The organism is Alkalithermobacter thermoalcaliphilus JW-YL-7 = DSM 7308 (assembly GCA_001584565.1).
Lineage (GTDB): Bacteria > Bacillota > Clostridia > Peptostreptococcales > Peptostreptococcaceae > Alkalithermobacter > Alkalithermobacter thermoalcaliphilus.
Genome location: LSFY01000001.1, coordinates 558,693 through 582,048 on the forward strand (window position 1 = coordinate 558,693; position 23,356 = coordinate 582,048).

Annotated in this window: 30 protein-coding genes; 29 read left to right on the top strand and 1 reads right to left on the bottom strand. The window is 30.5% G+C overall.

Going from position 1 to position 23,356, the window contains the following annotated elements:
- Positions 1-32 precede the first annotated feature (32 nt).
- The 29 genes from JWYL7_RS02940 (at position 33) to JWYL7_RS03065 (ending at position 22,438) form a co-directional block, all read left to right on the top strand.
- A complete protein-coding gene (locus JWYL7_RS02940; protein ID WP_066068700.1) occupies positions 33-401 on the top strand; it encodes a hypothetical protein in 369 nt (122 codons plus the stop codon).
- Positions 402-655: 254 nt separating this feature from the next.
- Complete coding sequence (locus tag JWYL7_RS02945) at positions 656-1,774, top strand: hypothetical protein (RefSeq protein ID WP_066068701.1); 1,119 nt, start codon at positions 656-658, stop codon at positions 1,772-1,774.
- A gap of 147 nt (positions 1,775-1,921) precedes the next feature.
- Positions 1,922-2,371 carry a Holliday junction resolvase RecU gene (locus JWYL7_RS10115; protein ID WP_331722134.1) on the top strand — a complete coding sequence of 150 codons (450 nt, stop codon included), beginning with the start codon at positions 1,922-1,924 and terminating at the stop codon, positions 2,369-2,371.
- A 422-nt stretch (positions 2,372-2,793) separates the two neighbouring features.
- The gene (locus tag JWYL7_RS02955; RefSeq protein WP_066068706.1) at positions 2,794-3,180 is read left to right on the top strand and encodes a hypothetical protein; all 387 of its coding nucleotides are present in this window, start codon (positions 2,794-2,796) and stop codon (positions 3,178-3,180) included.
- 209 nt (positions 3,181-3,389) lie between these two features.
- A complete protein-coding gene (locus JWYL7_RS10490) occupies positions 3,390-3,548 on the top strand; it encodes a hypothetical protein (RefSeq protein ID WP_161937473.1) in 159 nt (52 codons plus the stop codon).
- 586 nt (positions 3,549-4,134) lie between these two features.
- Entirely contained in the window at positions 4,135-4,485 is a 351-nt protein-coding gene (locus JWYL7_RS02960; protein ID WP_066068709.1) for a sigma-70 family RNA polymerase sigma factor, read from the top strand.
- Positions 4,475-4,657 (top strand): hypothetical protein, encoded by a 183-nt coding sequence (locus JWYL7_RS02965; RefSeq protein WP_066068713.1) that lies wholly within the window; start codon positions 4,475-4,477, stop codon positions 4,655-4,657. The genes JWYL7_RS02960 and JWYL7_RS02965 overlap by 11 nt, the downstream gene beginning before the upstream one ends.
- 217 nt (positions 4,658-4,874) lie before the next feature.
- Positions 4,875-5,168 (top strand): hypothetical protein, encoded by a 294-nt coding sequence (locus JWYL7_RS02970; protein WP_066068716.1) that lies wholly within the window; start codon positions 4,875-4,877, stop codon positions 5,166-5,168.
- Positions 5,169-5,239: 71 nt separating this feature from the next.
- Entirely contained in the window at positions 5,240-5,737 is a 498-nt protein-coding gene (locus JWYL7_RS02975; protein ID WP_066068719.1) for a hypothetical protein, read from the top strand.
- The gene (gene terL, locus JWYL7_RS02980) at positions 5,737-7,200 is read left to right on the top strand and encodes a phage terminase large subunit (protein WP_066068722.1); all 1,464 of its coding nucleotides are present in this window, start codon (positions 5,737-5,739) and stop codon (positions 7,198-7,200) included. Before JWYL7_RS02975 ends, terL begins: the two co-directional genes overlap by 1 nt.
- Positions 7,201-7,259: 59 nt before the next feature.
- Entirely contained in the window at positions 7,260-8,585 is a 1,326-nt protein-coding gene (locus tag JWYL7_RS02985) for a phage portal protein (protein ID WP_066068724.1), read from the top strand.
- Positions 8,586-8,648: 63 nt separating this feature from the next.
- On the top strand, positions 8,649-9,395 hold the full coding sequence (locus tag JWYL7_RS02990) for a minor capsid protein (RefSeq protein WP_066068726.1): 747 nt from the start codon (positions 8,649-8,651) through the stop codon (positions 9,393-9,395).
- Between the two features lie 532 nt (positions 9,396-9,927).
- Positions 9,928-10,524: a DUF4355 domain-containing protein gene (locus JWYL7_RS02995; protein WP_066068729.1), complete on the top strand. Its 597-nt coding sequence runs from the start codon at positions 9,928-9,930 to the stop codon at positions 10,522-10,524.
- Positions 10,525-10,616: 92 nt separating this feature from the next.
- Positions 10,617-11,504: an SU10 major capsid protein gene (locus tag JWYL7_RS03000; RefSeq protein ID WP_066068732.1), complete on the top strand. Its 888-nt coding sequence runs from the start codon at positions 10,617-10,619 to the stop codon at positions 11,502-11,504.
- Positions 11,505-11,561: 57 nt separating this feature from the next.
- A complete protein-coding gene (locus tag JWYL7_RS10495) occupies positions 11,562-11,732 on the top strand; it encodes a hypothetical protein (RefSeq protein ID WP_161937474.1) in 171 nt (56 codons plus the stop codon).
- A 5-nt stretch (positions 11,733-11,737) separates the two neighbouring features.
- Entirely contained in the window at positions 11,738-12,040 is a 303-nt protein-coding gene (locus JWYL7_RS03005) for a phage head-tail connector protein (protein WP_066068735.1), read from the top strand.
- A gap of 1 nt (position 12,041) precedes the next feature.
- Positions 12,042-12,332: a hypothetical protein gene (locus JWYL7_RS03010; RefSeq protein WP_066068738.1), complete on the top strand. Its 291-nt coding sequence runs from the start codon at positions 12,042-12,044 to the stop codon at positions 12,330-12,332.
- Positions 12,332-12,763 carry a hypothetical protein gene (locus JWYL7_RS03015; RefSeq protein ID WP_066068741.1) on the top strand — a complete coding sequence of 144 codons (432 nt, stop codon included), beginning with the start codon at positions 12,332-12,334 and terminating at the stop codon, positions 12,761-12,763. Before JWYL7_RS03010 ends, JWYL7_RS03015 begins: the two co-directional genes overlap by 1 nt.
- Positions 12,760-14,451, top strand: coding sequence for a minor capsid protein (locus JWYL7_RS03020; RefSeq protein WP_066068743.1), 1,692 nt, complete (start codon positions 12,760-12,762; stop codon positions 14,449-14,451). The genes JWYL7_RS03015 and JWYL7_RS03020 overlap by 4 nt, the downstream gene beginning before the upstream one ends.
- Before the next feature lie 89 nt (positions 14,452-14,540).
- Positions 14,541-14,924 (top strand): hypothetical protein, encoded by a 384-nt coding sequence (locus tag JWYL7_RS03025; protein WP_066068746.1) that lies wholly within the window; start codon positions 14,541-14,543, stop codon positions 14,922-14,924.
- Positions 14,925-14,937: 13 nt separating this feature from the next.
- On the top strand, positions 14,938-15,507 hold the full coding sequence (locus JWYL7_RS03030; RefSeq protein WP_066068749.1) for a hypothetical protein: 570 nt from the start codon (positions 14,938-14,940) through the stop codon (positions 15,505-15,507).
- Between the two features lie 87 nt (positions 15,508-15,594).
- Positions 15,595-15,951 carry a hypothetical protein gene (locus JWYL7_RS03035; protein WP_066068752.1) on the top strand — a complete coding sequence of 119 codons (357 nt, stop codon included), beginning with the start codon at positions 15,595-15,597 and terminating at the stop codon, positions 15,949-15,951.
- Between the two features lie 32 nt (positions 15,952-15,983).
- Positions 15,984-16,130 carry a hypothetical protein gene (locus JWYL7_RS10500; protein ID WP_161937475.1) on the top strand — a complete coding sequence of 49 codons (147 nt, stop codon included), beginning with the start codon at positions 15,984-15,986 and terminating at the stop codon, positions 16,128-16,130.
- A gap of 55 nt (positions 16,131-16,185) precedes the next feature.
- Positions 16,186-18,093, top strand: a complete 1,908-nt coding sequence (locus JWYL7_RS03040; protein ID WP_066068756.1) for a phage tail tape measure protein — start codon at positions 16,186-16,188, stop codon at positions 18,091-18,093.
- The gene (locus tag JWYL7_RS03045) at positions 18,093-19,586 is read left to right on the top strand and encodes a hypothetical protein (protein ID WP_066068759.1); all 1,494 of its coding nucleotides are present in this window, start codon (positions 18,093-18,095) and stop codon (positions 19,584-19,586) included. Before JWYL7_RS03040 ends, JWYL7_RS03045 begins: the two co-directional genes overlap by 1 nt.
- A gap of 79 nt (positions 19,587-19,665) precedes the next feature.
- A complete protein-coding gene (locus JWYL7_RS03050; protein WP_066068762.1) occupies positions 19,666-20,361 on the top strand; it encodes an N-acetylmuramoyl-L-alanine amidase in 696 nt (231 codons plus the stop codon).
- A gap of 21 nt (positions 20,362-20,382) precedes the next feature.
- Positions 20,383-20,754 (top strand): hypothetical protein, encoded by a 372-nt coding sequence (locus tag JWYL7_RS03055; RefSeq protein WP_066068764.1) that lies wholly within the window; start codon positions 20,383-20,385, stop codon positions 20,752-20,754.
- A gap of 87 nt (positions 20,755-20,841) precedes the next feature.
- The gene (locus JWYL7_RS03060) at positions 20,842-21,048 is read left to right on the top strand and encodes a hypothetical protein (RefSeq protein ID WP_066068768.1); all 207 of its coding nucleotides are present in this window, start codon (positions 20,842-20,844) and stop codon (positions 21,046-21,048) included.
- Between the two features lie 610 nt (positions 21,049-21,658).
- On the top strand, positions 21,659-22,438 hold the full coding sequence (locus JWYL7_RS03065) for a hypothetical protein (RefSeq protein ID WP_066068771.1): 780 nt from the start codon (positions 21,659-21,661) through the stop codon (positions 22,436-22,438).
- Here JWYL7_RS03065 and JWYL7_RS03070 read toward each other — a convergent pair.
- Positions 22,419-23,354 carry a BsuBI/PstI family type II restriction endonuclease gene (locus JWYL7_RS03070; protein WP_066068774.1) on the bottom strand — a complete coding sequence of 312 codons (936 nt, stop codon included), beginning with the start codon at positions 23,352-23,354 and terminating at the stop codon, positions 22,419-22,421. The genes JWYL7_RS03065 and JWYL7_RS03070 overlap by 20 nt on opposite strands.
- Between the last annotated feature and the right edge of the window lie 2 nt (positions 23,355-23,356).

A 23,356-nucleotide genomic window follows, 5' to 3' on the forward strand; every position in this document is an offset into this window, starting at 1 on the left:
AAAACTAAAAAGATGAAAGGAGGAAGAAAAAAATGAGAATAATTGATAATATACAATACTATACAACAACCGATGTAGCAAAAGAAGTAGGAAAGAGCCAACAAACCATTTGGCTTTGGGACAAGTATTCTAACGAGCTTGAAGCCCGTAACGAACCCAGACTAATACCCGTTCCTCTATGGCATAATAATAGTAGATACTACACAGCAGAGCAAGTAGAGGAGATAAAGGAGTTCTCAAACAACATAAAAAGAGGAGACTTAGCAAGATTTAATAGGGAGAAATGGGGAAAAAGAGGAAAAGAAATAAAAAAGAGGATGGCAGAAAAGAATAAGATAAAGGATGTAGATAAATGGAGGCAAGAAAATAGATTTAAAATGTTAAAAGAGGGCTTAATATAGCCTTCTTTTTTTGCAGAAAAATAAAAAGAAAGATTTTGATTACCATTTAAAAAATTAAAGGGAATTATATTACATAGATAAACGCCCTCCCATTAGGGAGGATTTTAATAATGTTGTCTACATAACTTTATTAAAAAGTATAAAACAATATAGAACAAATATTTTATATATTTTTTTATATTTTGGTTATAAAATTAGACCACCAATCTATAATATAACAAAAATAAAAAAAGAAATAAGGAGGAATAAGAAAAATGAATAAACAATTAATTATAAATATTCTAAATAAGAAAGATGTAGAAATAAATGAAAATATATTTTTAAAAATACGAGATAGAGCAATCTTCGAAGGAAAAAATTTAAGAAAGGAATTAGATATTTTTGTAAGAAAATACACAGATGAAAAAATTGATTTTAAAGAGGATAGAAGCTTGAAATACTTTGTAAATAATATATACTTTAAACAAAACAAACTAAGTAGAGTAAGCAGGAAGGCAATAGAAGATATAGCAGAAGAAACAGGAGAGCAAGTGTTCCACGCTATTAATAGATATAGAGAACTCGCAAATAAAGTGGACAGGCTTAACAAATTAGGGAAAGTAATAAAAAAAGTAGAATATGAAAGCTATGGAAAGAAAAAGACAAAACCAGTTGTAAAACTTTCTTTTGACTATAATAGTGGAGGATATATCTATAACACCGACCAACTCCTTAAATTTTCTCGAGAAGAAACCATGTTAATATTTGATTGCCACTCCATTCAGATGGGAAGTGCCGAGGAAGTAATGGAAGTAATAACAGACATAAAAAAATATGGATATACTTTTATATTTGCTATAGGAAATACAGTGTACTACCAAGTAGATGCATTCGATATAAACGGACAGTTTGAAAGAAAATATAAACAATACAGTAAGAAATTATATCTCGCAGAAAGTGAATTTGAAGAACAAGAAACGGAGGAATATAAAGAGGAACAATATAAAAAATATATAAAAAGTAAAAACTTTTTCAAAATAGATAAAAATATAGAAGAATTTATAGAAGAATACAGCGAAATAATAGATTATTTTATAGAAGAAAATAAGTTATATTTTGTTATAAAAGACCATATTTGTCCCGTACTATACACAGAAGAAGAACAGATTAAAATAGCTAAACTAATAAAAAAATGTTTAGCTGAATTAGATAGTATTGGAGCAAATAATAATAAGATTATTGAAGAAATAGATAAGCATTCTTTCTCATTTGCCCTAATTCCACAAGAAATAGAAAATAATATAACTAAACAAATAAAAGAAGTTGGAGCAATTAAAGATAAATGGAATAATTTCTTTAATTACTTAAATCAAAAAACACTTCAAACGACATAAGCCCTTAAGGGCTTTTTTTTTTTACTTTATTAAACATCATTAGAGTTATAAATATAACTCTATTATCTATAATATAAAGATTTAAATAAAGAGCAAAGGAGGAGGAGAGAACTGAAGAACGAAGGAAAGAAATTCGAAGAAGATTTTATAAAGAGCTTCCCATTAAATGTATTTACTTATCGCTTCCGAAATAGTGCAGGAGCGTGGGGAGGCGATAAAGATAGTAATAAAACAAGATTTACGGCAAACAATATTTGCGATTTTATGTGCCATAATCCTTATAGTAAAGAAACTATACTGATGGAGTTAAAATCTACAAAACAGAAGAGTTTACCCCTAAGTAATATAAAGAATAACCAATTAGTAGGGCTATGTAATGCCTCCACATACGAAGGAGTAAAAGCTTATTTTATAATAAATTTTAGAGAAGTAGAGGAAACTTATGCCATAGAAGCAGAAAAGATTAAGGACTTTATAGAAAATACAGATAGAAAAAGTATTCCTATTAAATGGTGTAGAGAAAACGGGATACTTATAGAGCAAGAGAAGAAAAAAAGTAGATATAGATATAATGTAGATAGTTTTTTACTAAATTAATAGGGGGTAGAACCGTTTTAGTATTGCAACAATTAAAAAAGTTTGATAATATATTTTTACGCTATATATCTTATTTTTTTATGTTTTTATTTAAAAATTTTATACAGATTTCCCAAAACATTAGAAGCCGAGACAGTGGCTTCTTTTGTGCTTTTATAAGGCTAATAAAGTTAGGAAGTTAATAACATTAAAATAAAAGGAGGGTATAAAAAAATGAGAGAAGAATTAATAGAAAAACTAAAAAAAATAATAAAAAATATGGATGAAGATACAATTAAGGAAGTCCTAAATTACGCTAAATATCTAATTGTTAAAGATAAAAATAAATAAAAAAAACATTAATTTTTAGTTATATTATAGGGCTACTAATCTATAATATAAAAAGTCAAAAAAATAAGAAAATCAAAGGAGGAAATAAAAAAATGAGAAAAATAAAAATGAAAAATTTAGATGAAAAAGTATTAACAAAAGAGGATTTATTAAATAAGCTAAATGAAGCTAATTTATATGAAATAGCAGAAGAAATGTATAATACTTATGTTTATGCTTCTATTGGAGCAGTAGCAGAAATAGATGTAAGAACTGGGAAAATTATTGTAGATAAAGATGAATATATAACAGATGTAGATATGTATTATATTCCCATATGTCATCTGAATTGTACTACGGAACTTCCAGACTTAGAAATAGAAGATAATTATAGGGAACTTACAGAAGAAGAAAAAAAAGAACAAGAAGAAATGAGAATAGAAGCGATTGTAGCGATGTTTCATACAGATAATATTGATGAATTTTATAAAGAATACTAATCACAAGCCCCATATGGGGCTTTATATATATAAGGAGATTAAGTCATATAGCAATCTCAAAGCCCCCTAAATGGCTTTTTTTATTTCAAAAAATAATAAAAAAATATTTTATAAAAATGGAATATATTATAGGGGCGTATCTATAATATAACAAACAGACAAGAAAAAAGGAGTTATAAAAAATAACAAATAATAGGAGGAATAAAAAAATGATGAAAATAATGATAATAGGGGCGTTATTAATCGCATATTTAGCTGGAAGGATTGCAGTAGGATGTATAGAAAATGAAGAGAAAAAAACAAAAATAGGGGCAAAAATAAACTTATTCTTTTTCTGTTTAGGAATTGGAATTAGTATCCTAAGTTAAAAGAGACTATTTAAGTCTCTTTTTTTTATATGTATATTTATTGGGATATACTTCTATATTCTATAGGGTTCTCAGCTTTTTATATTTGTTTTTACATAGATTATTTTTCGATAATCTCCCCTAATGGGGAAGGAATAGTATTGTAATACTTGTGGTGTTATTTGCCTCTTTACTCTAAATATAATCAAAAATAAAAAATCAAAAATAAAAAATAAAAAATAAAAAATAAAAAATAAAAAATAAAAAAATAAAAAATAAAAAAAGATTTTCGTTGTTATAAAAAATAAAAAAAAGCAAAAAATATTAATTTATGTGGCAATATGCGAAGCCTTAGGGCATTAGCCCGTATTATCCTAATTAAAATAACACTACAAATAAATAAAAATACTAAATTAAATAGAAATATATTACTTAAAATTATTTTTTATAAAAGTAATACAATTATTTTTGTTATACATGGTGTATTGTTCATTTTCTTGTAAATTATTTTTTACAAAAATAAAATATAAAACAATATAGAACACTTATTTTGTTATATTTATCCTTACTTTGCTTATTATATAAAAACAAGCAAAGGGGGGACAAGATGGGAAAACAGCAAAAACAAAACTACAACAGTAGTCTATTAAATTACGCTAATTATACAGATATAGAAGTTTTAAAAAAACTTTATATAAATTATTTAAATTTAAAGGAACTTGCTAAAACTGGAGATGATGTAGCTATTTCCATTTATTTAGATTTAGAAAGTTGTTTAAAAAAGTTAAATAAAGAAGAGCGAGAGGCAATTATCTTCGCTTTAATCTACGGGCATACTTATCGAGAATATGCAGAAGAATTTGAGACTTATCTCGAAAAAGGGCATAAGTTAGTTAAAAAAGGGCTAATAAACAGCAGGAAGATATTAGGAGAGGAGGAAGAGGATAATGATATATAAAATCAAATTAGATGAAGCAGAGCAATGGCTTAGAGAACACGACAAAGATTACTACAACACTAAAAAAAGAAAAAAATCCGACTCCTATTATTTGACTGCGAGGCAAATAAAAAGGAGAAGAGAACTCGAATCTGTTTCACTTTCTGCACTTGAAAGTGTAAATTTGATGTAAAAAGACGAACAAAACCCCTCAATAAGGGGTTATATGTGAAGACTATTATCGTGTATAATAAATATTTTTGAAATAGCATTCCAGATAGCACAGAAGAGTAATACAGAAATACAAAACATTAACAGAAATATGTTCAATTTTTAATAGATATAGAGTTATATTTTAATCACAAGAGTCTACAATAATAAAAATAAATAATAAAGGAGAGAGAAAAAGAATGATAAAAATAGATGAATACAAAGTAATAGAAAACATAAGTAGAGAAACAACTATAATAAAAATAAATGAAGATACAATAGATAGAGTAAAAGCTGGTGATTATGGGTTATTATCTATAACAAAAGAAAGAGAGCCTATTCTTGTTGAGAAAGCTATGTGCGATTTAAGTGACATTGATTTAGATATTATATTTGCACCAGATATAATCTTTTCTTTTAAAAAAGAAGAAGATATTGATAATTTTATTAAAAAGCTATATGAACTTAAAGAGAAATTAAAACCAGTTTTATAATTTTATAATATCATTAAGCCCTTAAGGGCTTTTTTTTTAATGTAAAAAAATTAAAGGAGGAGGAGAAAAAAATGAAAGAAAAAAAGAGAGTAGAAAAGCAGAAGCACAGAGATGCCTTTGAATTATATTCGAAATTAAAGATGGAAGGGGAAAAAGATGTTCCCGAAAAAGTGGCAAAAGAATTCGGTATAACAGTTAGAACAGTAAATCAGTGGAGCTCAGATTTTTCTTGGAAGGAAAAAATGGAAGAAATAGAGAGAAAAACATCGGAAGAAGCCCACAAAAAAATGATAAAGGAAATAGCAAAGAGAAAAGAAAAGAGCTTAGTCTTTCTTATGGAATATATGCAAAAAATGGAAGTCCAGATGATGTTGGAGAACAAAGATAATTATTATGCAAAGGATTATACAGAAATTCTTAAGAATTTCTTATTGCTTACAGGGGAAGCAACAGAGAGGACAGAGAATACCAATATAAACACGAATAAAATAAGCGAAGAAGATAGGGAAGCTATAAATAACTTATCTAACGCTATAAGAATGCAGATTGAGAAGGCAGGAGGAGAATAATGCAATATACAGATAGAAACGGTAAAAATCCTTTATCTGATATTGTTTTAAAAGAATTAATCCTCGGGGAGGACTTTCTTGTTGCGTGGTGGACTGTGTGTGTTTATATTATGCAGATGGATTTACAGGATTTTCACAAGGAATTAATGCTCTTCCAGTACAATAATAAGAATAGTTTAGTAATGGCAGGGAGAGGATTTGGGAAGTCTTATCTACTTAACACAGCATACACCCTTACCCTAATCCTTAGAGACCCACATATAAGGATTGCAGTTGCAACTCAGTCACTTGCTCAAAGTAAAAAATTCGTAGGAGAAATGAAACGATACTTCGAAAAGGGCACAGTAATTCATAATATTTTCGGAGACTTAAAGGGAGATATTTGGACAGAAACGCAGTTTAGTCTAAAAAGAGATAGAGTAATAAAAGAGGCTTCTGTATCTGCTGGAAGTATGGGAGCATCTGCAAACTTTATTTCCTCTCACTTCGATATACTTATTTTAGATGATATCGTAGGAGAGGAAAATAGTGCCTCTAAGACGCAAAGAGACAAATTAAAAACTTTTATTTTCAATACAGTATTACCAACTTTAGAGATGCAAAATGGTTATGGTTGGGTTCACTGCATAGGAACTCACTATCACCCCAGTGATTTTTGGACAACTATTATCGAAAGTAATCAATATTCAGTATTAAAAAAAGAAAGCTTATTTATAGACCCTAAAACAGGAAAAGAGCGAAGCATATGGGAATGGAAAAAGGGAGTCGAAGAACTGAAGAAGATTAGGGAATTAGTTGGCTCTATTATTTTTAATATGCAATATCAGCAAAAAGTCCCAAAGGCGAAGGGGAATATATTTAAACCCGAATGGATTCAGTATTACAACAAATACTCCAAAGAAAAAGATGGGATATATGTATACAGGAGAGAAGAAGAGGAAGAAAAAAAGGAAAAAGTAAGAGTATATATGGGAGTAGACTTAGCTATTAGTCAAAAACAATCGGCAGACAGCTTCGTTATTTGCACTATTGGAATAGGAATAAATACGGGATATATATATTTATTAGATATGTATAGAGGAAAATTGAGCTTCAATGAGCAAATAGAAAAAATAAAAGAAATGGCAAACAAATGGGATACAGTAGAGAGGATAGGAATAGAGAGCGTAGCATACCAACAAGCTCTTCCTGGAGAACTTATAAGGACTACAATGCTCCCAGTCATTAAAATCCAAACAATAACGGACAAAGTTACCAGAATGAACAAGTTTTCTGGGCAATGGGAGAACTTTAAAGTGTTTTTATATAGTCACATTAAAGATTTGCATATATTGGAGGAAGAAACACTGAATTTCCCAGAAGCAGAGCATGATGATACAATAGATGCGTTCGAAATAGCATTTCAGACAGCACAAAAGAACAGAAAAAAATTAGACTTTACAAGAGATATGTTTAGAAGATAATTAAAGCCATTTAGTGGCTTTTTTTTAATGTAAAAATAAAACAGAGGAGGAATAAAAGAATGGATAATTTAGATGGAAAATTTATAAAACAAGAAATAGATAAACATAGAGAAAAAAGGGAGCTTTACAAATACTACGATGATATTTATATAGGAAAACACCCAATACTAAACAAAACCATTAACGGAATTGACAATGCAAATAATAAAGTGGTAGCAAACTTTGATAAATATGTAATAGATGCTACTGTAGGGTATTTTTTAGGAAAACCAGTTATTATTCAACATAATAAATCGGATAATATTCAATATATATTAGAGGATATTTTTACGGAGAACGATAAAGATGACTTATTTGTGGAAACTGGCATCGAAGTTTTGAAAAAAGGAAAAGCTTACTGGTTTATATATCAAGACGAATTTGGGAATACAAAAATAAAAAAAGTAAAACCAGATGAAGTAATAGTAATTAAAAATGCGACTACAGATGAAATAGAAAGAGTTTATAGATATTATTATTTAGAAGATATAGAAAATAATAAACTACTTCTTTATGTAGAAGCTTACAAAGGAAATAAAGTCTATTACTATGTAGAAAATGAAAGAACTGGGGAGCTTATACTGGATTACAGCAGACAAAACCCAACAACTCACATATTTGGAAGGATTCCATTTGTAGAAATAGTGAATAATGAACAGGAAACAAGTGAAATAGATGTTATATATACAATTCGAGACACTTTTAGCAAAATACTAAGCTACACAGCCGATGAATTTGAGGCTTTTAGAAATGCTTACATTGTTATAAACAGTGGAGAAAATGTAAACGAAGAGGATGTTTTGAAACTAAAAGACCAAGGAATTATCTCACTTGATGAGGGTGGTAATTTCCGATTTGAGACAAAAAATGTTAATACCGATGGAGTAGAAAAACACTTAGATAGATTAGAAAAATTACTTCACAAATTATCTGGAGTTCCAGATATGTCGGATGAAAATTTCGGTGGAAATTTAAGTGGCGTTTCACTAAAGCTAAAGTTCGCTGGTCTTGAGCATAAGTGCATTATAAAAGAGAGAAAGTTTACAAAGGCAATAAGGGATTTATTAAAAATATTAAAGCCTGTAATTGAATTAAAAACAGGAGAAAAATTCAACTTAAGAGACATAGATATTCAGTTTATTCGAAATATCCCAACTAATGATACTGAATATATTGATGAAATAGTAAAACTTCAAGGAACTGGATTGATAGACAAAGAAACATTATTATCGAGACTTCCTTTTATAAGTGACCCTCTTGCAATACTTGAAAAAGTAGAAGCAGAACAAGAGAAATATATAGACTTCCACAAAGTTGCAGAAGAAATAGACAATAATGTTATGTAGATAACTTTATAGCCCCTTAATAGGGGCTTTTTTTAATTCCATAAAAAGGAGGAAAATAAAAAAATGAATAAAGAAATAATAAAAAAACATGAGAAACTGAAAGAGAAACAAAGAAAAGAAATAAAGAAAATAGAAAAGGAGCTAATTATCGCTTACGCTCTTCTTTTTAAAGAAATAAAAGAAATAATAAGAGAAACGGAAGAAAAAGCAGGAGAATGGAACTATGAAGAGCTGAACAAATATAATAGGCTCAATAAAACCATAGATGAAGTAAATAAAAAGATTGATAAAAATAGAAACAAAGAAATAGCTTTAATAACTGGTTTATTAATCTTAGGATATAAAAGAAGTTGGGAGGATAGTAAAGAACTAATAAAGTCGAATAAGGAAGTCCCCACATTAGAAAAAATAAAAAAGAATATTGCAGACCCTTGGAGTGGACTAAGCTTCTCTGAGAGAATTTGGGATAATCAACATAAGTTAAAAAGAAAATTAAAGTCAAATTTAATTAAAAGAGCAGTAGATAAAGATAATGTAAATAAAGTAATAAAAGATATAGAAAAAGAACTAAATGTAAGCTATAACAATGCTAAAAGGCTAATAAATACAGAATATACGAGAGTAAACTATATAGCAGAAATAGAGCTATTTAAAGAAGAGGGTGTAACCGAAGTGATGTACAATGCTACGCTCGATAATTCTTGTAGTGAGTGTAGTTCTATGCATGGTAAAGTATTTAGGATAGAAACAGAACCAGCACTACCGAGACATGCAAACTGTGCTTGTTTCTATACTCCTGTACTTCCATAGTCTATATGGTTTTAGCTTTGTAGTATTATTTATAAATATAATTATTATTGATAATCTCCCCTAACGGGGAGGAATAGTATTGTAATACTTATAGTGTTATTGCCTCCTTACTATTTTTATAATCAAAATTATTAAAGTTTTTTAAAAATAAAGAATGATTTTGATTAAATTAAAAAAAAATTGAAAGTAAAAATATTAATTGATGTAGCGATATGCGAAGCCTTAGGGCAATTAAGCCCGTAATATCTATATTAATAGCAATACTAAAGAAAATAAAAATACTAAATTAAATAGAAATATATTACTTAAAATTATTTTTTATAAAAGTAATACAATTATTTTTGTTATTAATGGTGTATTGTTCATTATTTTTGTAAATTATTTTTTACCAAACTAATATAAAGCAAAAAAATCTATAAAAAGACGAACAAAATAGCCCCTCGTGAGGGTTACTATTGAGGGGCATATATTTCAACTTTTCGAAGGGGGAATTATATACAACTCAAAAAAAACAAAAGGAGGAATAAGAAAAATGAATGAAGAAATGAAGGATAAAATGGAAATAGAAGAAAAACAGGAAGAAATGAAGGAAGAAACAAAAGAGAAAACAATAGAGGAAATTCTTGCAGAAAAGGAAGCAGAATGGCAAAAGGAAACAGATAGAAGGATATCCGAAGCAATAAGAAAAAGAGAAGAGAAATTGAAGGCAGAGCAGGAAGAGAAAGAAAGACTTGCGAAGATGTCTGAAGAGGAAAGAATAAAGGAAATAGAAAGGCAAAAAGAAGAGGAAATCCTAAAAAGAGAAAGAGCAATAGAAGAAAAAGAACTTAAATTAAATTTAATAGACTTATTCAAATCTGAGGAGATGGATTTGGATTTGTTAGAAGTTGTAGATGTTAATAAATATGTAGGCAAAGAAAATAAAGAAGAAGTTTTAAAACAAGATGTATTGAAAATTAAAGAAACTATCAATAAGATAGTAGAAAAGCAAGTAGAGGCATTTAAGGGAGAATATCTAAGGGGAGAAACTCCAACAGCAGAAAAACAACAAAGACAAGATTATAACGAATATGAAAAAGCTAAAAAGAGTGGAAATCCGTTGGACATGATATTAGCGAAATTAAAGTAATTTAATAAATTTAGGAAACTAACGCCATTAAAGGCGTTTTTTTAATACAAAAAAAATAATAATAAAAAAAATACAAGGAGGAATAAAAAACAATGTTAAAAAACACAAATTTACCAAGACAAAATATAGTAGACTTATCAAACGAAATAATGGTATTAAACGCAGAATATACGCCATTATTAACTCTATTACTTGCTAACGGAAAAAATACCGTTGCTAAAGATGTAGTAGTAAGAAGAAAAATTAAGGAGCTTAGTACAACAGCAAGTGGTGCAAGAAAAGAGGGGGCAGATGCTCCAGATTCAGAGAACTCAACTTATACTTGGGTATCTAATAACTTAGAAATCTTTTCTAAAGCGACTGTAATAAGTGGCACAGCTGGGGCAATTTATGGTTCTACTGCCGAAGCATTAGCGAAAGAAATAAATGACAGATTAACGGAATTGAAATTTGATATGGAAAAATCCATCTTAACAGGCACAAAGAAAGATGAAGATGGAACATCTGGAAGAAAGATGAACGGATTACTGAACTTAGTAGATGAAGATAATGTAATAGATGTAGAAGGAGCTACACTAACAAAAGCATATATTTCAAATGCAATGATGAAATTATACCAACTGAAAGTTACGGGCGATAAATATATGTTTGTAAATCCTGCAGATGTAGAGAAAGTTATCGAGCTTTATACGACTGCAACAAATGCAAGAATAAACTTTAGTTCAGCAGATTCTACAGTTGGTATAGATGTAACTGAAATTCTAACACCATTCGGAAAGGCTAAAATGGTAATGTCTACAAATGTTCCAACTGGTACAATCCTAATTGGTGCGTTAGATTATATGGAATTACCACAATTAAGAGAAGCCCAGTATGAGCCTCTTGCAAAAACAGGAGACGCAGAAAAAGGACAAGTTGTGGCAGAAGCTACAATTATAACAGCTCCAAAGAGCTTAGCAAAAATTATAAACTTTATATAATTAGGGACTTTATAGTCCCTTTTTATTTTTTTATAGAATAGGAAGGAGGGTAACAAATTGGCTACAAAGAAAACTACAAAGAAAACAAAGTTCAAATTCATATCCGATTACAAATATCTATACGCAGAGGGTTGTCAATTTTTAAAAGGGGAATTTGAAACAGAAAACGAAGAAGTAGCAGAAAAATTAAGACAATACCCTCAAATTAAGGAAGCAAAGGGGGATTAGAAAAAATGATTAATAAAAATGAAGTCTTAAATAATGTAAAGTTATTAACTCAAGAAGATAATGAACCCCTTTTAAGTTTACTTATAAACAAAGCAGAAAGAACAATAAAGGATTTTTGCAACATAACAGAAGTAACAGAAGAAATGCAGGATATTTTAGAGGATTTAGTTTGTTATAGATACAATCTTATTGGTAGAGAAGGCTTAAAAAGTGAAGGAATGGGAAGTGCAAGTATTAGCTTTACGGATGGTATTCCAACAGAAATAAAGACCAGACTATACAGATATAGACGATTGAGGGTGTTATAAAATGTTTAATAATTTCCTTAGAGAAACAGCAATATTAAAAACCAAAACAGGAATAGATGAATATGGAAAACCATCGCATATGGAGAAAGAAATTAAATGCCGAATTGAAGAGAAGATAAAAGTTATCCTTTCCCCATCGGGGGAGGAAGTTATAAGCACTTCAAGGGTATTTTTAGATAAAGATACTCAAATAAATATTGGAGATTTAATTGATAACAAAAAAATAATAACCATAAATACAATAAAAAATTATAGAGGAAAAATAGAAGGAAAGGAGGCTTTTTTACAATAATGAGTGTAAATATAACTGGTACAGCAAGGGTAATGGCAAATCTACAAAGAGTATTACAGAATGTAAATAGGGAAGTAGTTAAAGAAATGGAGAATATTATGGAAGATTTATCACGAAAGACTTGTATAGAAGCCCCTAAAGATACTGGAGCTATGAGGGAGTCGATGAGGGCAACAGTAAATGATAAGGAAATAATAAAAGGAATGGATACGGGAGGAATACAAAGAGTAGGAAATATAGAAAAGAAAGACAAGCTCGAAGGGATAGTTTTCTATGATACAGAATATTGTGTGAAACAACATGAAGATATGACATTAAATCACCCAACTATGGGAACGAAAGCTAAGTATCTCCAAGACCCTTTCCAACAAAATCAACAATTATATCTTCAAAAATTTAAAGATGCTGTTCAAAGGGGGACAAGAAGATGAGCCTTATAAAAGATGTAAAAACCATATTAGAAAGTAAGGGAATAGCAGAAGACATATTCCTTTCATTTATGCCAGATAAACCAGATAATCTTGTCGCTATTTTTGCTACAGGAGGATTTCAGAGGAGTTCCAGTGGTAACAAGATAGAAGAGCCAACATTTCAAATTAGAGTTCGAAATGAGGATTACGAAGCTGGATATGAAACAATTACAAATATTAAGGACTTCGTGCATAACTTGAAAGAGCAAGTTGTGGGCGAAGTTAGATATTTGTCCTTCTATCAAATTGGAGATGTTACCGATTTAGGGCGTGATAATAATGGTCGAATAGGGTTTGTAATTAATTTTAGGGCTTATGTTCAAAGAAACATAGATACCACCCTAATGGACATACAAGAAGCGAGGAGACTTGTAGCACTTGCAGAGACAGAAAAGAGACAAAAAGAAATCAATGAAGCTTTAATTGCTATAGAAAAAGTAGAAGATATAGATATTAAGCAAGAGCTTTTAGATAGAATTGCAATAGTTCAAGAATATGTAGACTATCAAAACAATATAGTAAATCAGCTTAATATAGAAATAGAAGAGCTTAATCTAAGAATACAACAATTAGAAGCCCAGTTGGAAGATGGTGGAGGAGATTGCTCGAGGCTATTGGAAGAGATAGAACGATTACAATTAGAGTTAACTAATAAAGAGTCTATTATAATTCAATTAAGCCAAGAAATAGAGGATAAGAACATCGAAATAACTGAACTTACTCTACAAAACGAAACGAAAGCCTTAAGAATAGTAGAATTAGAGGAAGATAATTCTGTGAAGGCTACACAAATAGTAGAGTTGGGAGAAACGATTAGTCAATTAAATCTGACTATTTCCAATAAAGATAGCGAAATAAGCAATCTAAATTTAATTATTTCTAATAAGAATAATGAAATTGAACAACTAACTATTGAGATATCTTCTAAGAATATACAAATTGAAGAGTTAGAAAGTACAATAAATACACAGGCTTTAGCTATTACTAATTATCAGATAGAAATAGCAGATAAAATAGCTATTATAGCACAATTAGAAGCAGATATAGTAGAAAAAAATAATACAATAATTCAACTTCAAACAACCATAGCAGATTTAGAAGAACAATTAGATGGTGGTGGTGGAACTTGTGTAAGAAATAGAATTCTAATAGATTTAGGAACAGAACAATATAAGACAACAGAAGGGAATTGGAATAATCTAACTGACCCAATAGCTGGAGACATTGCAAATTTAGTTAACGAAAGTGGGATAAATACAGGATTTGGAATAAAAGTTCATTCGAGATTTGATGAGGCAGGGCTAAGAGGAATGGATACAGAAACAGAACATTATTATAACAATGTTCTCAAGGATAACTTTTTAAGCTATGGAACTTATTTAGGAAAATTAAAAATATATAATTTAAATCCGAACAAATACTATAGAATTACTTTATTTAGTAGTAGTTCTCATTCGGCTTATAGAAGCTCTAACTTTTATATAGGACCAAGTGACAGTTACTTCCCGAACCAGTCTATATATTATAATTATTGGCAAAATGTAGGGGAGACAATTGCAAAAACATTAAAACCGAATATAAATGGAGAAATATATATAAATACTCCAGCAAGTAGCCTATTGAACGCAATAGAAATAGAAGAATTATAATAAATTCAGAAACATAACACCATTAACGCCTTAAGGCGTTTTTTTTATATAAAAAAAATAAACCAAGAAAATAAAGGAGGAATAAAAAAATGAATAAAGAAGTAGCTGGAAATTTAACTGAAATCTTTATCGGAAATACTAAGATAAACGGGATAGATAACGCAACATTAAACAGATTAGCAGAAATCCTTGATGTAACAGCGTTTGGCGATACACACAGGAGAAGAATAGGAGGAATTAAAGACAGTAATATTTCCTTAAGTGGAAACTATCTAATTGATGATGCTGGACAAATGGACTTAATTCCTGGAGAAATCGTGACAGTTAAATATTACCCACAAGGAGCAGGACAACCAGGAGGAAAGCAAATCGACATGATAGTAGAAAACTTCCAAGAAAGTGCCGATGTTGGTGGGAAAGTTACTTTCTCAAGCTCTTTATCTGGAACATCTCCTGTTACTAAAATAGTTTAAGGAGGGTGATAAAATGAGTGAAGTAACGGGAGTACAAGTAGAAATAAGAATTGGAGGAACTCCTATAGAATTTATAGATGAGGAAGTAACAACAGAGGATAATAGAATTTACACTATTAAAGATACTAATAAAAATATTTTTGACTATAATACCCCTATTATAGTGAATGGGGTAAATGAGCCTTTTTTAATTGACTACCCAAATGGGAGGATTATTTTTAAAGAGGCTAAAGAAAGAGAAATAACTATAGACGGGAAATATGTAACAACTTCCGTTTGTGCTTATGCGAATAGTTATTCCTTAGATGTAAATGTAGACTTATACGATGTTTCGAGATTTGGGGATACACATAGGAGAAGAATAACAGGGGCTAAGACAGCAAGTGGAACGATAGGAACTTGGGACATTATTGATGATTATTTTACAGATAAGCTAATAAGTGGCGACCCTGTTTTTATAGATATTAAAAAATCTAATAAAAGTACAAGACTGTGGGCGATATTAAACAGCGAAGAACTTTCAAGTGCAATAGATAGCCCACAAAATAAGACAGTATCATTCCAATCTGTTGGAATGTTTTAGAGCTTAAAATCTATAATAATAAAAATCATATGACCCCTTAAAGGGGTCATAACACTAATAAAAAAATAAAGGAGGAATAATAAAATAATGACGAAAGTAAGTAGAAAGCAAGTTTTAGACAAGATAAATAAAAGAAAAGAAAGATATTTTGTAGAGGAATGGGATGGAGAAGTTCTTATAAAGGGACTAACGCTTGGAGAAAAAATGCAAATCCCTAACATTGCAAAAAAATTTGAAGACGGAGATAAGAAAGTGGCTATAGATATGGCAAAATTCGTAGTAAAATGTGTCTTAGATGTAGAAACAGAAGAACCACTTTTTGAACTAAGCGATGTTGAAGCTTTAGCGAACGATGATACAGGAGCAGTAGAGAAAGTATTTAACAAAATAATGGCAGTAAGTGGATACGGAACAGAAGTTCAGGAAACTATAGAAAAAAACTAAGAGAGCATCCTGATAGATATTTCGTTTTTCTATTGGCAAAAGAGTTAGGAAAGACGGTAGAAGAAATATCTGAGATGGATGCATATGAATTCGAAGAATGGAAAGTATTTTTTAAGCTTAAAAGTGAGTTTGAGGAAAAAGCAATAGAAGAAGCAAAGCAAAAGGCAAAAAATCAATAAAAACCCCTTAGGGGGTTTATTTTTTTGTCAAAAAAAACACGAGAGGAGGAAACAAATGGCACTTAATGTTGGACAACTTTATGTAAATATAGGGGCAAATATAAACGGACTAACAAACGGACTAAAACAAGCAAGTCAACAAATTAAAGATTTTGGAAACAGGATGACAAGCTTAGGCACAAAGCTAACAGCTACAATCTCCCTTCCGTTAACAATGGTAGGAAAGAACGCTATTCAGATGGCTATGGATGTTGTGGAAAGTGAAGCCCTATTCGAGCAAAGTATGAAAGGGATGTCAGACAGTGCGAGAGAATGGTCGGAGAGTTTAAAGGAAGCGTATGGACTAAATGCCTACGAATTAAGGAAGAATGTGGGAATGCTTAACACGATGTTCAATTCTATGCGAGTAGGCGAAGATATTGCCTACGAACTATCTACAAGCCTTATTAAACTATCTTACGATATGTCCTCATTCTACAATGAGGACCCAGAAGATATGTTGGCGAAAATCCGTTCAGGAATGACAGGACAATCAATGCCATTAATGGCGTTAGGGATAAATATGCAAGAAGATACCATAAAAGACACAGCAGTAAGACGGGGGATTATTAAAGTAGGGGAGGAGATGAATGCACAGCAGAAAGTAATTGCTCGTTATATTACACTATTGGAAGCTTCTGCCGATGCTCAGGGAAATCTTGCAAGAGAATTGGATAACCCAGCCAGTCAGATAAGAATATTAAAAGGCAGAATTGCCGAACTTGCTACAGAATTTGGAGCAATATTCTTGCCAGTTGTATCGAAAGCGATTAATATAGCACATGGATTGGCAGATAAGTGGAAGAATTTAAGCGAAGCTAAAAAGAAATTAATCGCACAATTTGGATTATTAGCTGTTGCAATACCCCCTATTATAACAGGAATAGGACTTATTAGTATAGCGATAGGAGCAATTATAAACCCTATAGGGTTAGTAATATCAGCTATATCACTGTTAGTTGGGTCTTTTATTTGGGCAGAAACAAAAAATCTAAGTGCTACCCAAAGCATTGCAGACGCTTGGAAAAACTCCTTCACTCGAATTAAATCAACATTCGATTGGTTTAAGAGTTTAATAAAAATCGGAATGGAAGGAATTTATCAGACGATGCTAATCCCCTTGGCTGTTATGGAATTAGCTTATAATAAAGTACAATTCTGGAAAGATGAATCTAAAAAAGCATGGGATTTTACTGATGAACTAATTAACAGCAATAAGAGGGAAAAAAATGCAGTAGATAACTTGGTTGAAAGCAATAAATATATAAACAACCCAGAATTAAAGGAATACGAAAATCTTGGCAGTAAGTGGACTAATATGCATATGGACAAAATAAAAAAAGAAGCTAAAGATGATTTAGAGACACAAACGAAAAAGGATTATAGTAGTGCGATTAATAATATTCTGGAGAACTTTAAAAGTTTAGAAAGTGACTTAAAAATAGGAGATAAAGTAGACACAGAAGCCCAAAAAGTGGCAAGTGCTATAGATAGCATAACATCAGCAATCGTAAGTCTTCAAGATAGTATGAAGTCTCAAATTGGAATTTTCGAGAGATTTAAATATAAGGCGACATCTACTTGGAAACTCCTTAGAAATGCAGAACTTAGAGACAAAGCATACAGAGAAAGGGAGCAAATATTAAACAGTCTTAGCCAAAGAGGATTGAGTCAAGACATATTAGCACAGCTTATGCAGACAGACATAACTGAATTAGGGAACTTAAAGGGATTGAACAAAATGACAGATGAACAACTTATGAAATGGGCTGGATATACTACAAATGCAGATAGAACAGCAGAAAGAATGGCAAACATGACAATAGGAAAAGTAGAAATTGTTATCGCAGGGCAAGAAAAGAATGCTAAAGAATTAGCGAAGGAAATTTATAGAGAACTTAAATTAATGGGGGTGTATGCATAATGCAATTACTAATAAATGATGTAGATTTTACCACACAGCTTAAAAGTGAAAGTCTAAGGATTAGTAGGGAAGTTAAGGACTACTCTGCAGATTTTACACTTATCCTTAACTCTCAACAGGCTTCCCAAATACAGATTACACAAGATGTAGAGATATTGGGAATGTTTAATAAGCCTTTATTCGGTGGACTTATTTCAAATCTTTCCTTTGAATATATAGACGAAGATAATATTTTTGTAGAAGTCCAATGTACAAACTATAACATTATTCCAAAGCGAAGGACTATAAGTGCAAGAATTAATCAAGAACCCTCAAACCCAAATCCAGAAGAGGACACAAATAGAGCAGGGTTTTGGATTAGGCAATATATTCTTCCCTTATTGGAGGAAGAAGGCGTTACCGAAGGATGGATAGAAGCAGGGGTTCAACTTGCCGAAACAGAAATAGAAGAGTTTAATACGAAAAGTTTAAAAGAAATATTGGATGTAATGGCAGAAGCAAGTGGATTTATTTGGTATATAGACCATAGGAAAAAGCTTTATTTCGATAGTTATATCAGTACAGCTACTGACCATATAGAAGAAGATAGAATAATAAAAGCGAATGCAGATTTTAGAAATATAAGAGTTAATCAGGATTTAAGCAATTATGCCAACAAGCTTTTCATTATTGGAGGCGAATATCAAGGAGAAGAAGAGCTTCCACCAGAAAATCTAACCGAAGATGATTATATTTATTTTGTTAAGGAACTTTCAGATGAAATAGTAAGAATGAGTGCTATTAATGGAGATTCGGGGGTTTGGGGAAGAGTAATAGAAGATGCAAATATAAAAACTTTGGAATATGCAGAGTATTTGGCAGACAATTTATTAGACCAATTTGGAACACCACCAATAGAGTTAGAATACGAAACATTTAAGGAAATCTATGTGCCTGGGGATTATATTTATGCAGATATTCCTATGTTTGGACTAAATATGGACAAGTTTGTGGTGGACAGTGTAGAAATAAGCGATAATGGAACTTATTTAAATTATAGAGTAAGGGCAAGTAGTAGAAAAAACAATAACTTACCAAAAGAAAACTTCTTCGATTATATGGCAAAATTAACGAGAAAAGCAAAAGAAAAAGGAAAAACAATAATAAACAATAGTGGGGGAAGTACGGGAGAAAATTTCGATAATATAAATTGGATAGAAGTCTCAGATGCTCCCGATATAGAGAATTTTGATTTATGGTTTAATCATAATGTAGAACAAAGAGGACTACACACCATTAATTCTGTGGACTACACTTATATTTTAATTACTACGGGAAGAACTTTCGACAAAGAAAGCCCTATGTTAATGGGTTATTCTATAATCAATAATACTATGCAACTTCAATACGCTTTCAAAAATTTCGGTACAAAAGAAACAGACCAAGCAACTTATGCGTTATTGCGAACGGAGTTAATTAGTATCCCGATTTTTGGAACAGAAGTGCAAATTTAATAAATTTATTTTCATAACACAATTAGACCCCTTTAAGGGGTCTTTTTAATACCCAAAACAAAAAGAAAGGAGAATGAAAATGCAATATATAACAGATTTAATTCCAAAATCTACACCAAATAACAGAAGACCAGCTATACCACTAATAAGCGAATATATAACAATACACAGCACAGGAAACCCAAGTTCTACAGCTAAAAACGAAAGAGCTTGGTTAACGAACCCAACTAATACCAGACAAGCATCCTATCACATTGTAGTAGACGAAAAAGAAGCTATAGAAGTAATCCCTACAGGGTTAAAAAATATCTTCCCTAACACACAAACAGCCGAAAACTCTTGGAATGCAGGAGATGGAAGAGGAAAGGGGAATATGGCTTCTATTGCCATCGAAATTTGCGAAAGTGGAGATAGAGAAAAAACCCTTCAAAATGCAATAGAACTTGTAGCCAGAATTCTAATGGAAAAGAAATGGGATACGGACAGAATTAAACAGCATTACGATTGGAGTGGAAAAAATTGTCCTCGTATTCTTAGGGACACAGGGCGTTGGAATTGGTTTATTCAACAAGTACAGAAAAAAAAGGAGGAAATTATTAAAATGAATATGAAAAAAGACTATGAAGGGCATTGGGCAGAAAAACAAATTAGAGAAATAATAGAAAAAGGAATCATGAATGGATACACAGACGGAAATTTTTACCCAAATGCACCACTTACAAGAGCAGAAATGGCAGTAGTAGCACTAAACATTATAAATTATTTAAAAAAATAGACAGAGGAGGAAACAATCAAAATGGAAACACAGAGAGAACGACAAAACCAAGAAACAAAGCTTCAAGAATTGGAAAAAGAACTTCAAAAATTAGGAAAGGAATTAACAAAATTAAAGGAAGAATATAAGGAAGATAATAAGGAGTTAAAGAGCAGGATGAAAGAAGTGGAAGATAAATACTTTAAATTAGAGTTATTAATCGCAGAAATAAAACAAGATATTAGATACAGTAACATTCAAATGGAAGATATAAAAAATATAACAAATACACAACTAAAAGAGCAACGAGCTTTTTACAATAAGGCTTATCTTTATGTCATTATTACAATATGTTCAGCTTTACTTATTCTTATTGGAGCAAATCCCGAGATAATAACAAAAATATTAAACTAATTCAAGGCAATGGAGTTATGCAGTTAACTTTATTGTCTTTTTATATAGATTAAAAAAAATAAATAAAAGAAAGGAGAAAAAGAAAAAATGAATAAAGAAAAATTAAAGCAATATGCACTTTGGGCTTCTGTATTTGCATTTATACCACTTTTACTTGAAGCTTTTGGGGTAGATGTATTGCCTCAAAACTATGCAGAAATTACAAAAGCATTTTTAGGGATTTTGGTGTTGGCAGGGATTATATATCAGCCAGAAAATGAAGAAGATAAAGAAGAGGAGAAGGGGCAGGATTAGCCTCTTCTTTTTTTTTTGCCTATTTTTATGGCTATATAATAGATTTTTAAAAATGTAAAAAATAATTGACCGAAATAATGAACAATACACCATGTATAACGAAAAAAAATAGAATTGATTTCATAAAACTTGGTAGAGCAGTATTACTATTTAAAGCAGTAATTTAAATTAGTATATTTATTTCAGTGATAGTATTTTTCTTTTCTTTAGTGTTGTTATAAATATAGATATTACGGGCTTAATTGCCCTAAGGCTTCGCAATAATCCCATAACTGTAAATAAATTTGCCTCTACATTTTTTAAATTTAATGAAAATCATTCTTTATTTTTTAAAAACTTTAAAGATGTTGATTATAAAAATAGTAAAGAGGCAATAACACCACAAGCATTACAATACACATTTCCTCTCCATTAGGGGAGACATATAAATTAACAAATTTACTAAAGTAAAACCCTTATAGAATACAACCCTACCAAAAAGTAAAACCCTTATAGACTACAAAATAAAACAAAATTGTATAAAATAATTTACAATTTTAGTTATATTTCTCCTTTACATATCTATAATATAAAAATTAAAAAAATACACAATAAGGAGGAATAGAGAAAAGTGAACACATTAGAAAAAATTAAAAATAAAATACAAATAATAGAAGAGTGTTTCGATATAGATGTTTATAAATATGTAGAAGAAAAATATGGACAAGATTATTGTAATATCCTACATGGAAAAATAGAAAATAAAGAACTTATAGAAATTCTAAACACTTGTAAAAATAAAGAAAAATGGACAGGGGCAGTTGACTACGCTAAGGATGTCCTGCTCGGTTGGGTTACAGAGGATTTAGTTGTAAATATAATAAATAACTTAAACGGATTTACTTGTAACTTAAATTCTGTAGATGCAGAAAGGAAATTCCTTAAAGCTAACCAAGTAAAAAGTATCCCAGACTTATTAGTAGAAAGGGAAAGAATACAGGCAAACAATGGGAAATGTGTGAGAGAGAAAAATTTTATGGTTGAAATAGTAACGGATTTCAATGGCTTTTGGGAGCAAAACAAAAAACTTCACTTTAGAACTACAAAGTTAGATAACTTAAAAAAACACGCAGAAAATAACACCGTTTGTGTTTTGGCTTTAGATTTAAAAAATAAGAAATTTGGTTTTATAAAAATAAATAACAAAACAGAAGCTAAATATATAGAAAAGCACAAGAGCTACAAAGATAAACCAGCATGGGAAATTAAAATAGATTACAATAAATTTAGAGACATAACAGTATTAAAAGATGCTAATTACTTGCAAAGCCTCCTTCTAAGGGGCTACATAGTCATAATAATAGAGAGCTATCAAAGCTCTCTTATTCTTTTTAATCTCGAGGACCCATAAATCTATCTCCGTTATAATGGAGTAAATGGTCTGGCATTTCTGCAATCCATACTTCTGTCTCCCAAGCAATTTCATCAGCGTATCGCTTAAAAGTGGACATATCTAAGAAACAAGTAACATAAATCTTTCCAGCAGTACAATCCTTTAACATTTCTTCCAATTCTATAAATCGTTTTGGAGAAATGGGACCATGACTTGTAACAGCTTCACAAAGAAAAATCCAATTCTTATCCTTATTATATAACACAACATCAGGAAGTTTATCTTGTTCTACAAAAGGAATTCCAATAGCTTCAAGTTCTTTATCTAATCTATATAAATTCTTATCTGCTGTATCTCCCACATATAATAATTTAGAGCCTTTAGCAAATCGTGAACCGAACTCCTCAATGATTAGTTTTTGTAATTCGTTATGTTCACCAGGAGAGAAAATTAATTCCTCATCTGTGTCTATTTTTACAGGGATTTGGTGTATTTGCCTTTTCATTAGATATTTTTCGGCTAATTTTTCTTTATTTTGTAAGAATTTTTCCAATTTAGTTTCCCATTTATCAGTCCCATATGATTTGATTACATCTAATGCTTCTGGAGTGATTGAATATACAGTTTTACCACTGTTCGTTGGTCTTGTAGGGTCATCAGCATTTCTTTCTATAATTCCAGCTTGTTCAAGTTGGTGGATTGTTTGTCTCCTTATTGATTCTCTACTATTTTCTGCGTATTCAAAATTATATTCCTTTGCGATAAATACAATAATTTCATGAATTCCAATTAAATTTATTGTTGCATCTGTCCAATTATCATTTTGCTTTAAATTTAATAATGCTAATAGAGTGTAAGCACTTCGGTCATTCTGTTGCCTTTTAGGCAACCCGAGAAGTCTTAAGACTTCCTTAGCCTCTTCTATTTTTATCATTT

Coding starts and splice junctions, on each gene's coding strand:
- JWYL7_RS03060 (WP_066068768.1), top strand. CDS start 20,842: ATGAATAAAGAAAAATTAAAGCAATATGCACTTTGGGCTTCTGTATTT.
- JWYL7_RS03020 (WP_066068743.1), top strand. CDS start 12,760: ATGAGCCTTATAAAAGATGTAAAAACCATATTAGAAAGTAAGGGAATA.
- JWYL7_RS03055 (WP_066068764.1), top strand. CDS start 20,383: ATGGAAACACAGAGAGAACGACAAAACCAAGAAACAAAGCTTCAAGAA.
- JWYL7_RS03045 (WP_066068759.1), top strand. CDS start 18,093: ATGCAATTACTAATAAATGATGTAGATTTTACCACACAGCTTAAAAGT.
- JWYL7_RS02945 (WP_066068701.1), top strand. CDS start 656: ATGAATAAACAATTAATTATAAATATTCTAAATAAGAAAGATGTAGAA.
- JWYL7_RS03035 (WP_066068752.1), top strand. CDS start 15,595: ATGACGAAAGTAAGTAGAAAGCAAGTTTTAGACAAGATAAATAAAAGA.
- JWYL7_RS03025 (WP_066068746.1), top strand. CDS start 14,541: ATGAATAAAGAAGTAGCTGGAAATTTAACTGAAATCTTTATCGGAAAT.
- JWYL7_RS03005 (WP_066068735.1), top strand. CDS start 11,738: ATGATTAATAAAAATGAAGTCTTAAATAATGTAAAGTTATTAACTCAA.
- terL (WP_066068722.1), top strand. CDS start 5,737: ATGCAATATACAGATAGAAACGGTAAAAATCCTTTATCTGATATTGTT.
- JWYL7_RS03050 (WP_066068762.1), top strand. CDS start 19,666: ATGCAATATATAACAGATTTAATTCCAAAATCTACACCAAATAACAGA.
- JWYL7_RS02970 (WP_066068716.1), top strand. CDS start 4,875: ATGATAAAAATAGATGAATACAAAGTAATAGAAAACATAAGTAGAGAA.
- JWYL7_RS02995 (WP_066068729.1), top strand. CDS start 9,928: ATGAATGAAGAAATGAAGGATAAAATGGAAATAGAAGAAAAACAGGAA.
- JWYL7_RS03070 (WP_066068774.1), bottom strand. CDS start 23,354: ATGATAAAAATAGAAGAGGCTAAGGAAGTCTTAAGACTTCTCGGGTTG.
- JWYL7_RS03030 (WP_066068749.1), top strand. CDS start 14,938: ATGAGTGAAGTAACGGGAGTACAAGTAGAAATAAGAATTGGAGGAACT.
- JWYL7_RS02960 (WP_066068709.1), top strand. CDS start 4,135: ATGGGAAAACAGCAAAAACAAAACTACAACAGTAGTCTATTAAATTAC.
- JWYL7_RS02965 (WP_066068713.1), top strand. CDS start 4,475: ATGATATATAAAATCAAATTAGATGAAGCAGAGCAATGGCTTAGAGAA.
- JWYL7_RS02940 (WP_066068700.1), top strand. CDS start 33: ATGAGAATAATTGATAATATACAATACTATACAACAACCGATGTAGCA.
- JWYL7_RS10490 (WP_161937473.1), top strand. CDS start 3,390: ATGATGAAAATAATGATAATAGGGGCGTTATTAATCGCATATTTAGCT.
- JWYL7_RS03000 (WP_066068732.1), top strand. CDS start 10,617: ATGTTAAAAAACACAAATTTACCAAGACAAAATATAGTAGACTTATCA.
- JWYL7_RS02975 (WP_066068719.1), top strand. CDS start 5,240: ATGAAAGAAAAAAAGAGAGTAGAAAAGCAGAAGCACAGAGATGCCTTT.
- JWYL7_RS02955 (WP_066068706.1), top strand. CDS start 2,794: ATGAGAAAAATAAAAATGAAAAATTTAGATGAAAAAGTATTAACAAAA.
- JWYL7_RS03015 (WP_066068741.1), top strand. CDS start 12,332: ATGAGTGTAAATATAACTGGTACAGCAAGGGTAATGGCAAATCTACAA.
- JWYL7_RS03040 (WP_066068756.1), top strand. CDS start 16,186: ATGGCACTTAATGTTGGACAACTTTATGTAAATATAGGGGCAAATATA.
- JWYL7_RS03010 (WP_066068738.1), top strand. CDS start 12,042: ATGTTTAATAATTTCCTTAGAGAAACAGCAATATTAAAAACCAAAACA.
- JWYL7_RS02990 (WP_066068726.1), top strand. CDS start 8,649: ATGAATAAAGAAATAATAAAAAAACATGAGAAACTGAAAGAGAAACAA.
- JWYL7_RS02985 (WP_066068724.1), top strand. CDS start 7,260: ATGGATAATTTAGATGGAAAATTTATAAAACAAGAAATAGATAAACAT.